General features: G+C 47.2%; 7 protein-coding genes. 1 reads left to right on the top strand and 6 read right to left on the bottom strand.

Going from position 1 to position 13,665, the window contains the following annotated elements:
* Positions 1-157 precede the first annotated feature (157 nt).
* A complete protein-coding gene (locus tag ACO08K_RS26810) occupies positions 158-1,360 on the top strand; it encodes a serine hydrolase domain-containing protein (RefSeq protein ID WP_421799571.1) in 1,203 nt (400 codons plus the stop codon).
* Between the two features lie 200 nt (positions 1,361-1,560).
* Here ACO08K_RS26810 and ACO08K_RS26805 read toward each other — a convergent pair whose 3' ends face one another.
* The 6 genes from ACO08K_RS26805 to ACO08K_RS26780 form a co-directional block, all read right to left on the bottom strand.
* On the bottom strand, positions 1,561-2,913 hold the full coding sequence (locus ACO08K_RS26805; protein WP_421799570.1) for a T9SS type A sorting domain-containing protein: 1,353 nt from the start codon (positions 2,911-2,913) through the stop codon (positions 1,561-1,563).
* A 310-nt stretch (positions 2,914-3,223) separates the two neighbouring features.
* Positions 3,224-5,329 carry an alpha-glucuronidase family glycosyl hydrolase gene (locus ACO08K_RS26800; RefSeq protein WP_421799569.1) on the bottom strand — a complete coding sequence of 702 codons (2,106 nt, stop codon included), beginning with the start codon at positions 5,327-5,329 and terminating at the stop codon, positions 3,224-3,226.
* A gap of 71 nt (positions 5,330-5,400) precedes the next feature.
* Entirely contained in the window at positions 5,401-6,585 is a 1,185-nt protein-coding gene (gene uxuA, locus ACO08K_RS26795) for a mannonate dehydratase (RefSeq protein WP_421799568.1), read from the bottom strand.
* Positions 6,582-8,696 (bottom strand): WG repeat-containing protein, encoded by a 2,115-nt coding sequence (locus ACO08K_RS26790; RefSeq protein WP_421799567.1) that lies wholly within the window; start codon positions 8,694-8,696, stop codon positions 6,582-6,584. The genes uxuA and ACO08K_RS26790 overlap by 4 nt, the downstream gene beginning before the upstream one ends.
* Positions 8,693-10,507, bottom strand: coding sequence for a CHAT domain-containing protein (locus ACO08K_RS26785; protein WP_421799566.1), 1,815 nt, complete (start codon positions 10,505-10,507; stop codon positions 8,693-8,695). Before ACO08K_RS26785 ends, ACO08K_RS26790 begins: the two co-directional genes overlap by 4 nt.
* Before the next feature lie 205 nt (positions 10,508-10,712).
* Positions 10,713-13,562, bottom strand: a complete 2,850-nt coding sequence (locus ACO08K_RS26780; protein ID WP_421799565.1) for a glycosyl hydrolase 115 family protein — start codon at positions 13,560-13,562, stop codon at positions 10,713-10,715.
* Between the last annotated feature and the right edge of the window lie 103 nt (positions 13,563-13,665).

Raw genomic sequence — 13,665 nt, 5'->3', positions numbered from 1 at the left:
ACAACGGCCAGTTTTAGTTTGAATTAATAGGGATACTTTTATTTTTAGGTGTAATGCTGAGAACTTAATGGGGTACGAGTCGGGGCCGAATTTTGGATTTATTTTTGATGACATTTTTGTAAAAAAGTTCGTTTTTACTAAAAACTATGAAAAACCTATGCGTCTCTGCTATTGTATATTGCTGCTGTTGATGTGTTTTGGGGCATTGCCCTCCTGTTATCTTTTGACAGCCTACAAGTACCGCCACCTCAAGTTGGAGTCTTTGTCTTCACTCCCTTCGGTGCCTTTGCAAAAGAGTGAAGAGCCCTTTCATTTCATTGAAGCTGGTACAAGTAAAACCCGTTTGAAACGAACCCTGGATTCCATCCTGGCCCCAACCCATACCTATTCATTTTTGATCATTCGCAATGATTCCATTTTGTATGAAAATTATTTTGGCAACATCAAGCCCGAAACGCAGCTGCCTTCTTTTTCGGTAGCAAAATCTTTTGTAGCTACCTTAGTAGGGATTGCGCGAGATGAAGGCAAAATCCACAGTTTGGATGATCCCATTACCACTTATTTACCAGAACTAAAAAAACGCGATCCCAACCTGGAAAAAGTGACCATCCAACACTTGCTGGACATGCGCAGTGGCATCAAAAGCCTGGAAACTGCCAACAGCCCTTTTAGTAATGTGATCAAATTGAGTTTTGGGCATAACGTCACCAAAATTGCCCTCAAATCCAAAACCGAAAAAACGCCAGGCGAAAAAGATTATAAAAATCTGAATACTCAATTGTTGGGGCTGATTGTGGAAAGGGCCACCCAGCAAAAACTACAGGACTACCTGCAAGCCAAAATTTGGACTCCTTTGCAAATGGAAAGCAATGCGAGTTGGAATACCGACGCCCGTAAAACCGTTCGGGCCTTTTGTTGCATCAATGCCACTACCCGAGATTTTGCCAAATTAGGCCGCTTGTATTTGTGCCAGGGGCAATGGAATGGCCAGCAAATTGTTTCTACAGATTGGGTCAGGGCTTGTACAGACCCCAAACTTATGGAACAATACAATGGCTATAAAAACCAGTGGTGGAGCCGTCCATCGACCCGCACCTTTCGGGATTCAACCGAAGCCTATGCATTCAGTCAATCAACTCCCTATCCCAGCGTAGTAAACAGTCGTCCTGGCCGAGATGGACGGAGCCGGTTTTATCGGGTAGCTTATCGTTCTCCAGCTTATTATGCGGCAGGTGTGCTCAACCAATTCGTATTCGTTCACCCTACCAAAAATTTGGTGATTGTCCGCTTGGGGCATTATTGGGGCAATTCATCCTTTGGCCCGGATGCGTTTTTGTATTGGGTGGGGGATCAGTTGTAAGAACATAAGTCATCCCAAATTTTCAAAAAGTTACCAAAGCGACATTTTTTTAGCACAAAGGAAAAAAGAGAGAACACAAAGGATACAAAGCGAAGCGTCGTCAACGTCTAACTTTGTGCCCTTTGTGTTCCTTGTTTTTTTCTTTGTGGTAAAAAAATGTCGCTTTGGTTGTGCCCCAAGAACCCAGAGGCGATTCACGTTTACTGCTTAATCAACTTCCCCGTGTACAAAATCTGCTCTTGTTTTGCAACGACGTAATAGATTCCTCTAGATAAGTTCATCACATCCAAAGACTGCCCTGCCGCCAATCTCCGCGACAACATCTGCTGCCCCAAGGCGTTGAACACCCAAACCTGTGCATCTTCTTCCAGCGACAGCTGTACTTTTTCCTGGCTAGGGTTTGGGTAAATGAGCAATGTTTTTGTCTTGACTTCCAGATCTGGCAGGTCGGTACTGATACCGCGGTAATGGTAAAACTTGCGGTCGCTCAGATTGAATTTTTCAGCAGCATTGTCCCACTGCAAAGTCTGCTCAAGGGATAGCTTTTGATAATCCGGTTGATCACCAGCTACGGCATAGGTGTACAAAACCAATTCCCGCGTATCCGGATCTTCATCAAATCCAAAGAAAGACTTTTCCACAGAAACGATACGGTTCCAGGTATCAAGTTTATAGAGCAGACTTTGGATTTTGTGCCAAACTCCATAAGTCTCATCCTTTTGGAACAGCTCATGTCTATACTTATCAGGGGCATAAGCATAGGTCTCCCGCTCACTGAGTACAAATTCACCTTTCTCGTATTTACTCACCCATACTTCTTTCAATTTTCCATCGGCAGTATAGGTCATGGCTGTATTTGAAACGGGCGAAATGATGCCGTAGAAAATGTTAATCTCTTTGATCGTGTCGTTTTTACCTGCTGCATTGTAAGTGTAAGTCACCATTGACTGGTACTTCAATCCATCAACTGTGATTTCCGCAAATTCTCTGGCCAGGCGGTTTTGGGCATTGTAGGAATTGGTTTGAAGTAAGGTTTTTTCCCAGTTGTTGCTGTCGTCGTTCCAAATGTAGATGGCTATTGAGTCGATCAAAGTAGAGAAATTGCCACGGGGATAGATGAGGAGTTTGGAATTGGGCTGGTACTTTTTTTCCTCCTCTACGTAGCTTTCGCCTTTGAGTTCCACCACTCGCCCCAATTGGTCCCGGGTTTCGGTAAAACGCCCCGTAGTGATCCAGGTTCCTTGCTGATATAGGTCATTGATTTCCACTTTAACATTTGGCTTTGGGTACTGAAAGCGGGAACGTACGTTGGGGACACTATCCTTTGCAGTTATAGTATAACCAAAGAAGCTACGGGTAGAATCCAATCTTAAAGGCTCCACGCGCAAGGTGGGCTCTTTTGATTCAGAAGGGCTACCAAAATTCACCTTTCGCAGCAAGGTAAGTGCCTGCTTGGGCAACTGTTGGTAGTGTTCTGACCTGGATAAGGATTGGGCAAAAATGAGGCCACCCGTCAGGAGAGTAACGAGTGTTGTAAAAAATAACTTTTTCATGTCAGTCGGGTTAAAATAATGAAATACAATGGGGTACCCCAACTGGACAGCATAGCAAAAAATGGGGTTGCAGTTTTGTCAAAAAAACTACAACCCCTGATTGGTATTTAACTTTGTTGTAACAAAAGTTGTAACCATTTAGCACCCATCCACCTGCGGTGGATTTTATATTCAATTTTTTTTACCACAAAGACACAAAGACACAAAGACACAACATTTTAGAGCTTAATGTCTTTGTGCCTTTGTGGTAAAAAATTCCGCCGCAGGCGGCTGCTAAATAGTTACCAAAAGTTTATGTTTATAAGGTCTATTATCGATACTGGTAAATCTGCACCAGCAGCTTGATCTCATCTAGGGTTCGACTTGGCGGTGTAAAGGGTGCCGGAATCGGCATTTTGGAATAGGTCTGGAAATACAAAACACAGGCATCGCGCCACCACAAGGCTTCGCGGTATTGCGCGGCCAACCTTCCGGCCACATCGGCATGTATTTCCGCATCCATTTTACCCTTGAGGGCAGCCCATTCCTTTTGCATGGTGGCCACTGCTTCAGCTCCAGTATAATAACGGGTACACAATTCATCCCAGAGGCTACGGCCCGTGCTGAGTTTTTTGCCCCAGGGCACGTGGTGGTACCACAATAGGTAAGGCAGGGGGCAGTTATCTACCTGGCTCCAGGCTTTGGCTGCATCGGGGTGGTACAAACTCAGGGCATTGCTGCCATTCACGCCCCGGTCAAAACCCAGTCCAATGGAATCGGCTCGGTGGTAATAAATCGAAGTCCAATCCGGGCGGGCGCTGCGCTCCAACCAGGGCTCTGGCCCAAAATGGATGCCTTGCCCCATGATGTGGTGCAGGCCCAAGGGAGTGGTAAAATCGACATAGACCTCCCGGGAACGCTCCATGATGTTGCGGATGGTGCTAAGCGCCGCGGCGTCCTGCGTTAAACTCATTTTGATCCACTCCTCGGCAATGCTGGCACTACTCAATTGATGATCCCAGGCCAGGCGCCCAAAGGCGTACCAGTTGGCCTGCGACATCAGGTGGCCGCACCAATTCCGATCCGAACCGGTATTCGCCACTCCGGCCATTATGCTGATGGGATATTGGTGCAAACTGCCATCAATGACCTTGGCTACACTGGAACCAGGTCCTTTGGCATAAGTATCGGTGTCCAGGCATTCCTTGAACAAGGGGGCGAGGTAAACCAGATTGGTGGAAAAGCCAAGGTATTCTTGAGTGATTTGGAACTCCATGGCCAGGGGTGTTTTGGGCATGGCTCCGAAAAGCGGGGAGAAGGGCTCACGGGGTTGAAAATCAATTGGGCCATTTTTTACTTGCACCACCACGTTGGGCAAAAAATTGCCGTCAAAGGGTTTGAATTCTTCGTAAGCTGCCTTGAAACGGTCTCCTTTGGGATCGGCTTTGTACACAAAAGCCCGCCAAATGACGATGCCTTTAAAAGGAGCTACTGCCTCGGCCAGCATATTGGCGCCATCCACGTGGGTGCGGCCAAAGTCTTGAGGGCCCGGTTCACCTTCGGAGTTCGCTTTCACCAAAAAGCCACCAAAATCCGGGATGATGCCATAAATTTCCCGGGCTTTTTCCACCCACCACTGGCGCACAGCAGGCTCGAGAGGGTCGGAATTTTTCAACTTGCCCAAGATGCGCGGCGCGGCAAAATTGACCGAAAGGAAGACCTTGATGCCATAGGGTTTAAACACATCGGCCAGGGCTTTAACCTTTAGCAAATACTCGCGGCTCATAAAACGGGCACTGGCATTGACGTTGTTCACCACTACTGCATTGATGCCAATGGAGGCGTTGGCCCGGGCGTAGTCGCGATACCGAGGGTCGATGTTTTCGGGCAACTCGTACCACTTCCAGAGCGATGCACCGGCATAGCCGCGTTCGATGGTGCCATTGGTGTTGTCCCAGTGGTTGAGCATGCGCAATTGTACACGAGGGCTGCTGCTGCCGGGAATTTTACTTACAGGCGTTGAGGTTTGTACTTTGCGCAGCAAATCAAACGCTCCATACAAAAGCCCGGAGGGCGTATTGGCGCTGATGTTGATGCGCCCATTTTGGAGGGCGAGGTTATAGCCTTCGGTACCCAAACTGGCGATGGGTGTGGTATTGAGGATTAAACCGATACCCCCTGGTGCAGTACTGGCGGTATTTTGCAGCCGGATACTTTTGCCTAAAAGACCTTGCAAACCTGCCTGTAATTCCCGAGCTGCTGTTTGGGCAACGGGGTCTGAAGAATTGTACGCGATGTATTGTGCGTACGACAGGTATTGAGCTCGAACAGTGGTGTTTTTGAGCAGGTCGTATTTCAACCAAAGTCGGTAGCCATCGTCGGCTTTGGCTACTATGCTGGCCAGCAAGAGCAGGAAAAGGCAAATTTTGTGTCTCATGTTTTTGTTTGTTTGTTTAAAAGGCTTCGATGTAATTATAGAGTAAGGGGCCTAAAAATCATAAAAATCACTCAGGCAAACGAGTTTCGAATGCCCAATTCCAAACCCCGAATCTCTGCCAAACCTTTCAATCTTCCAATGGCCGAATAACCTGGATAGGTTTTTTTATCCAAATCATCCAACATCTGATGGCCATGATCGGGGCGGAAGGGAATCTGAGCATCTTTGTAACCAGCGGCAGCGCGGCGTTTTTCTTCCAGCACAATGGCTTTCACCACGGCGAACATGTCTACATCGCCGGTAAGGTGATCGGCTTCGTGAAAATTCAGGGGATTGTCTTCCCGTTTGGTGGCCCGCAAGTGGATAAAATGAATGCGGTCGGCAAAACGGGAAAACATGCTGGGTAGGTCATTGTCGGCACGAACGCCCAAAGAACCCGTGCAAAAGGTGATCCCATTGGCACGAACCGGACAAGCCTCCAGCAATTGTTGCAAATCGGCTGCAGTGCTGACTACCCGGGGCAAACCCAGCAGTGGCCGGGGGGGATCATCGGGGTGGATGCACAAATTGATGCCACATTCGGCGGCTACTGGCGCAACTTGTTGGATGAAGTAATACAAATTTTGGCGCAATTCCGCATCGCCAATCTGGGCGTAATTGTCCAGTAAACCCTGAAAAGTCTCCAGCGTAAATGCTTCTTCGGAGCCAGGTAAACCCAATAAAACGGTATTTTGCAACTTGCCCTTCTCCTGCTCGCTCATGCTTGCAAACTTTTCAACAGCTGTCTTTTGCACCTCGGGGGTATAATCCTGTTCGGCCCCTGGCCGTTTCAAAATGCACAAATCAAACACCGCAAAATCCTGCCAGACAAAGCGTAGGGTTTTGGCGCCATTGGGCAATTCGTACACCAAATCGGTGCGTGACCAATCCAACACGGGCATAAAATTGTAACACACCGTTTTGATTCCAGCTGCGGCAAGATTGCGCAAGGAGTTTTGGTAATTGGCAATGTATTGGTCGCGACTGGGCAAACCCTTTTTGATGGCCTCGTGAACGGGTAAACTTTCCACTACTGACCAATACAAGCCTCCAGCTTTTTCAATGAGGGCAATCCGTTCAGCGATGGCTTCTGGCGACCAGATTTCTCCTACCGGAATTTGATGCAAGGCGGTGACCACTCCGGTGCAGCCAGCCTGGCGAATGTGCGCTAGGGCCACCGGGTCTTTTGGCCCAAACCAACGCATGGTTTGTATCATGATGGATCTTTTTTAACCACGATTTTACATTGAGGTAGTTGTTGTTGTAACCAGGATATTTGAGATGTAGGAATAGAATTATCGCGAAGATCAAGGATTTGCAATTGTTTCAATGTTCCAAGTTCTGGCTGGAAACGCTTCATGTGGTTTTCTCCCAAATCCAGGTAAATCAATTGAGATAACTTTCCAATTTCCCCAGGCAGTTTGGTCAGGCGATTTTTAGTAAGGAATAAAATTTTTAGCCCTGGATAGTTGAATACTTCGGCTGGTATTTCATTCAGTTTTTTTGAACTCAAATCCAGTGCAGTAATCGTACTATCCAATTGTACAAGTTCGGTGGCCAATTTGTACTCGTGCCCAAAGGTATCGATCAAATAATAGGTAAGTTCCTCTTCCGCATTTTGGTCATGAATGCTTACCTGGGCGTAACCTAGATCCTCAAATCGATAGGCCTCATTGTACTTGAACGGTATTTTTGTATGGAGATTCTTGTCGATGAAGCCATATTTTTGCTTGGCTTTATCATACGCCAAACCGAAGCGATCCCGATAGAAATAAATTTTGTCCCTTACTGCTTCCGCTCTACTCTTTTCTTTGATGGCATTGGCTTCCGCTGCAACAGCTTTTTGTTGTTGTTCCCAGGCGAAAACGCCAATACCTATCGCCACAATAGCCACTGCTGAGGTGATGTAGCTGAACAATCGCGCCCGCTTATGGGCCCGCTCTGCCTCCAGTCTTAGCCGTTCTTTTTCAGCTTCCTGCCGTTCTTTTATGCGTTGGGCTTCTACTTCCTCGCGGCTGGCGGCGATAAAATCCTCTTCTGCTTTTGACACACGCAATACTGGCAGCCATTCTTCCAGGCGGGCAATTTGGACGGCATTGAGGAGCGTGCCACTATCCTGGTATTCCTTCAAAGCTGTAAGTAATCGAGCCCTTATCTCACCACGGCGTTTCTCCTCCTCACTGCGGTTTTCGTGGATTTTGTGGGCTAAAGTATCGTGGGCCAATTCGAAGGTTTCGCCGCTGTCGCGCAGGATGCGGTTTTGCTCCAGCAAGCGCACCGTGTCGTTGATAAAACCCGACTCAAAATCCTGTAAAACTTCAGGTGGAAATAAAAACTGAACCTGATTGTCAACCAATTGATAGGGCAGAGGTCTTTTTGTTCCTTGTTCGGTTACAAAACTATTGAGGATGGTTTTTACAGCATCTGCAGGAAGGGTAGGGTATTTATGGAGCATACCTGCTTGCAACTCTGACACTTTATCCCGCAAAAATTGCTCAAGAACGCCACTGATATGGCCACATTGCGCAATTTCTTCGCTGGTAAAAACCAAGGGTGGAAAGGGTTGCTCATCAGAATGTGGAGCACCAGTTGGATAGCTGCGCTGAAGATCATTGCGGTACAAGGTATCGAGGTATACTTGCAGGTAAGGCAATTGCACAACGGCTTTACCTTCGCTCACATTGTCGTAAATTTGCTCGATGTTTTTCTCAGGATTTTCCAGCGTGATATTGAAGCAAGAGCAGCTTTTTTGGATCACCTCCTCCACATTTTTGCGCTTCATGGTTTCTACCCGTAGTCGGAAATCAAAAATGCTGGGAATGTCGCGTTCAAAATCGTACAACCATCCGATGTATTCCTCGCGCATGATCAGTATGACCTTGCAGGTGAGGTTGGCTTCCAGCAGGTTTTTGAGGTTTCGTTTAAATGCTTCCTGTTCTTCCTTGGAGCCCAGAATGAACAACTCTTCAAATTGGTCAAAAATCAGGTAGACCGGGCGCAAAAAATAACGGTAAAGGTAGCCCACCGTTTCAGTCAAATCGCGGGGTTTATCGTCGGGTAAGGCCTTGCGCAGCAGCTCGTGAAGGGCTTCATTGAGGTCGTCTTTGCGCCGCACATAAAAGGGCAACCAGTCGGTGCCATCAAAACGATTCCGCAAGCCACAATCGATCAGACTGGTTTTTCCAGTACCCGTAAGTCCATAGACCAAGAGCAAAGGTGTACGAAAAATCTGAGCGTACAGCTCATCTATCTCTGCGCTACGGCCAAAAAAAACCTTGCTGTCCAAAGGGCCGAAAGGGTCAAGAAATTTGAAGGGGCTACGGATCATAAATTTTCAAGGTTTTGCTGAAACAACAACTGGGTGAAAGCATTCAATTGTCCGAGTATTTCGCGATGCATGACCTTTCTGCTCAATTCGGTTTCCCCCTCCTGCAGCTCCAATGGCATGACCATCGGTTTGTATACATGTTTGAAGGTTAGCTTTTTATTCGCTTTGTCGAAATTGTCGAAGTAAAGAATTTTGTCGATGGCAGCCTTGTCATTGTAAGCGTTTTCATCGATCACGAAAGGAGAAAGGTTGAGGTGCAACTGGCCATTGGTGATGATGACCGATGCATTTTCGATAAATTGATCGTACCGTTCCACTGTATTGGCCAAACCTACAAAGCGTTGCTCCAGCTTGGTCATTTTGTGTTGGTATTTGGGCGTCAGGTAAAAGCGGTTTTTATAAATGCTGATGTCTTTGATGGAATTCATGCCATATTTTGCCAAAAAGCCAAAAGGGTGGAGAAAAGCACACAATTCGGTTTCCGCATCAATGGCCAGGATTTCACCTTCCTGCTCTTCCACAGCACCTGAAGCCAGCTTGAGTTTTACACTTTCAAAAAAAACACAGGCTCTGGTAAAAGGCTGCGCATCGTCGGCAGCCAATTCAGCCAGAGGCCTAAGTTCCTCCAGAAAATAAGTGATGTTGTTTTGATCAAATACCTTTCGGACCGTGCGCAAGACGTTCCGCAAACTGTATTTGGCCCGATTGGCTTTGGACATGACGAAATAATTCCGCAATTCCGCGGCCTCCGCCTCCTGCAAGGCAGGTATTTTTTTGTTGGCCATTTCGTCCCACAATTGGGCCAACATGGTGTACATCAGCAGTTCCAAAAGGGTGGTATACACCACTACACTTTGCTCCAATCGTTTGGTGTTGTAGCGGTCAAAAAAAACATCAGTAGTATTGCCGACATCCGGAGCAATCAATTTGCGGATTTGCTCACTCACCGGATGGGGTAAACTTTTTAAAATGACCTCCCTACGGGTCACCTCGTCAGTCTCTACGCCCATTTCCTCGTCATCTACTATTTTTTTTGCCTCAGCATTAAAAGGGGCAAGAGCCGGTATAAAGGTGGCATAGAGGCGTTGATTGGGTTTAGGTACTTCTCCTTGGCTGGGCCTGGTGCTGGGCAGATGCCAATCTTCGGTGGCTTCACAGCCTGCTTTGGTGAATAGGCCCCAGGTTGCTTCTTCTTTATGTTCCTGCCTCTTGATGATGCCACGACTTTCCATAAATGCCACCCTGTTGTCGATGGTCATGATCTCGGCTTTTGCCAATTCATACGCCTGCCGGATAGACTGATTATCACTCAAAGCCTGGTAAAAGCGGGCCCCAAAAGTACCAGCTTTACGATCGTCAACGGGCGCACTGGTTGCGATTACGAGGGGGACACCGGCTTCATGGAGCGCTTCAACCTGCCCTAGGGTTGAGCAGCCATTGAGCAAAACGAGTTTCAATTGGGGGCATTTGCTGAGCAATTGGGCCAGCCCTTCAGAGAAGGCCGTTGCACTACTCAATTCCAATCGATCTCTGTCTGCATGGCCGCTAAAATGAAATATGGCGAGGTTAGGGCGGATTTGTTGTAAGGCATTGACCATTGTGGTGGGGCTTGCAAAGGCTTCTTCAAGTACGTAAAAATGACCAGAACTAGCACCTTTGAGCAATGCTTGTTTGATGTCACGTTGTTCATCACGCAAACTGGGGAGCGGGTTGGTGTCTTGGTTAGCAAAACAGAAATAAAGTGTGGTCATGGCCTTTCTTTTGAAAAACATGGGTTGGGCACTTAGTAGGGGGCAAAAATAAGTGCTCATTTTTCTTGAGTCAAAGGACCGGATAAGACACTTGAAATGAACCATTTACTTATCTGATCCTTTGACAAAATGAGCACTTATTTTTTTATCGCCCCTTACACCGCGGAGGACGATCAGGTGACCGAAAGTAAATTTAAACAGTAAAAGCCTGTTTTTGTAGAAATAACCACATAAATTCTAATATCTATTGTAGATGAGTATGATTTTATTCTCTATATGGGCTTTCCGGCGGACCGAGGTAAGTCTGTTTTACCCCACCCAAATCGATAATGATTTTTTGCAAAACCACCCCTGGATCGATGACCCAGTATTTCAAGGTATGGGCTCCAGCCTGGTTCAAAACATGGGTAGAAAACAGGCTGCGGATATTATTGGCTACACTACGCTCCCAGGCTTGATTGGACTTGTCCTGGTGCAGGTTGATGCTTTGAATTGGTCCGTCATCGATAGAAATGCCATAACGTAAACCATTGGATTCGTTGAATTCCAGGGTAGGAGAGAAGAGGGCATTGACCTTGATTTCCCCAATTTTACCGCTGTAAAAAGAATATTCCAGACAAGGGCTTCCATGCCCAGGTGTTTTGATGCCTGCCGTATTTGGACTACTGGTCATGCCTCCTGCCTGGAGGCCAATGTCGGGCAAATTTTGCCATTTTAATTCCGGGCTTTCAACAGCGCGGGTATAATGTTCCGCCAGCATCGAAACATAGCCATCGCTTTCAATAAACCCTTTAAAATTGCTGAGTTCAGGGCTGAGGTTATTCTGTACATCGACATAAACGTTGATCTCCTGGCCGGTGGATGCCTTGATCAAAAGTGGAAAGCGGGAGAAACCACGAGGAGCTTTACTCCAGTCTACCCGAATTTCAATCCGTTGTTCGGTTTCAATTTTTCCTTGTTGTGACTCAATTTGCAGGCAATTGGTAGTGGTGCTGATTTGGTAAGTAAAAGGAGTTTTGCCCTGGTTATAAACATCCAGGTAATGGCCAATTTCTGGTGTTTGAGCATAAAAGGTTGGCAAAACCAGTGGATCTGAAGCATCCGTGCGCGCCAGCGCATTTCCTTCGACTGCGACTCCCATTTTAGCTGCAGTTGGCGCTTCGTAACTGCTCAAATCGGGAATTTTGTTCTGGGCTGGTTGTTGCCAATAGGTATAACCAATGTGGGTTTGGTCCATCATGTGGCTCCATTTTCCATTGGCCAGGGTTTTGTTGTAATAGTCGCTTATCTCACTGTCGCGCTGGTACAAGGCCCGGGCTTTTTCGGCCAGGTTATTGGTTGCACTACGCCCTTGTTTGGCATATAGGCGATTGAGCGCCACGCTGTAATACAACTCATTCAAATTGGCACAGGCCTGAATCGGGTGCAAGACCAATTGGAAAAAAGCATCGCGGTATTGCGGGGGCAGACTGGTATTGATTTTTTCAGCTTGGATCAAAAGGGCGTTGTAATCCTTGACCACGGTTTCCGCTTCTCGGTAGTGCAACAAACTATAGGTCTCCGGGCTCAACAATTCGGGTTTGCGCCGGGCATTGTATTTCGCGTATGTGGCCAAAAGTGTGGCAATGTCTTTGGCATAAGTTGAACCAAATTGCTGGGTCGCCCATTGCTCGCTGTATTGATCGATTTGATTGGACTTAATCCGGGTAGGATCCCAGGCCAGATCCAAAAAGAAAGAAATAGGAAATTCCATGGGTTTGATGTCGCCTACATTGACCACCCAGATTTGGCGGGCGCCGTAAGTGTAGGCCAAACTCATTTGCTCGTGAATGCGTGGCAGTGGATTGGTATTGAGCCATTTGTAATTGCGTGGCCCACCTACATAGTCGAAATGGTAATAAATGCCGTAACCGCCAGTACGGGGTTTGGCATCGAGTTTGGGCAGTTTGCGGATGTTGCCCCAGTTGTCATCACAGAGCAGTAGGGTTACATCGTCGGGAACCCGCATCCCTTTGTCGTAGTAGTCCTGGACTTCTTTGTACAAGGCCCAGACCTGCGGGGTTTGTTCGATGGGTTTTCCAGTTGTTTCCGCGATGATTTGGCGTTGATCCTTTACAATGCGTTCGAGGAGTTCAATGGCAGTACCCTGGGCCATAGGCGCATCACCGTCGCCGCGCATGGCCAGGGTGACCACACTTTCATTTTTTCCCATTCGTTTGATGCCTTCCCGCCAAAATTCGCGCAAGGTAGAATCATTGGTGGCGTAGTTCCATTGTCCTTTTCCGTGGCGACGCCATTCGTCGTGCGCACGCATGAGCGGCTCGTGGTGAGAAGTACTGATGACCACACCATATTCGTCGGCCAATGGCGCATTTAAGGGATCATCGTCATAAAAGGCGTTGCCCCACATGGCTGGCCAAAGGAAATTGCCCTTCAGGCGTAGGATGAGTTCGAATACTTTTTCGTAAAACTGGTGGTTGAAACCGCCAAACTTTTCTTTGGTCCAACCCGAAAGCGCTGGAGCCTCATCGTTGATGAAAATTCCGCGGTATTTGACTTTGGGCTCACCTTGAGAATAAACACCGGGCTTGATGTAAAGTCCTGACTTGGTTTTAACGGGTACGTCAGCCCACCAATTCCAGGGGGAGACCCCGATTTGGGCGCAAACATCATAGGCACCGAAGATCGTGCCGCGTTTGTCGCTGCCTACGATCACCAGTGCCTTGTCGATGTTGGAAAATGGTTTGTTTATAGTTTGAATAGAAAAGGTTTCCCACTTGCCGGGCAAGTAGGAAAGGTTAAGTTTTTTGTTTTTGACCAATTGATCAATCAGAGGGTGTTTACCCAGGGTGCCGATGAGCACAATGGATTTTTTACCCTTGGGAATTTGGTCATAAACTATATCGGCATTTGCCTGGGTTACTTTCGATAAATCTATCTGCAAATTGTGAATGGCTCGATCCACTCCTGAATAGTCTTGTTTGCTGGCTACAATTGGAGCCACCTGCCCCTTGCTAAACAGTGCAAAACCATCCTGTATCGCCGCTTCACTTACATACTGCGCCCCGCCTGCTATTTGTGCGTTTACTAAGCTTGAGCCAAGTAATCCAAGCATCAAAGCTATTCGAAACAGGTTTTGGGTAAACATGGCGATGTAGGTATGCAGGTGATGAAAAACACTGGATCACGGGGTAAATGTCGTAAAAGGATTTTAATTT

The sequence above is a fragment of the Haliscomenobacter sp. genome (assembly GCF_965225875.1).
GTDB lineage: Bacteria > Bacteroidota > Bacteroidia > Chitinophagales > Saprospiraceae > Haliscomenobacter.
This window is presented reverse-complemented; position numbering and strand designations above follow the sequence as displayed.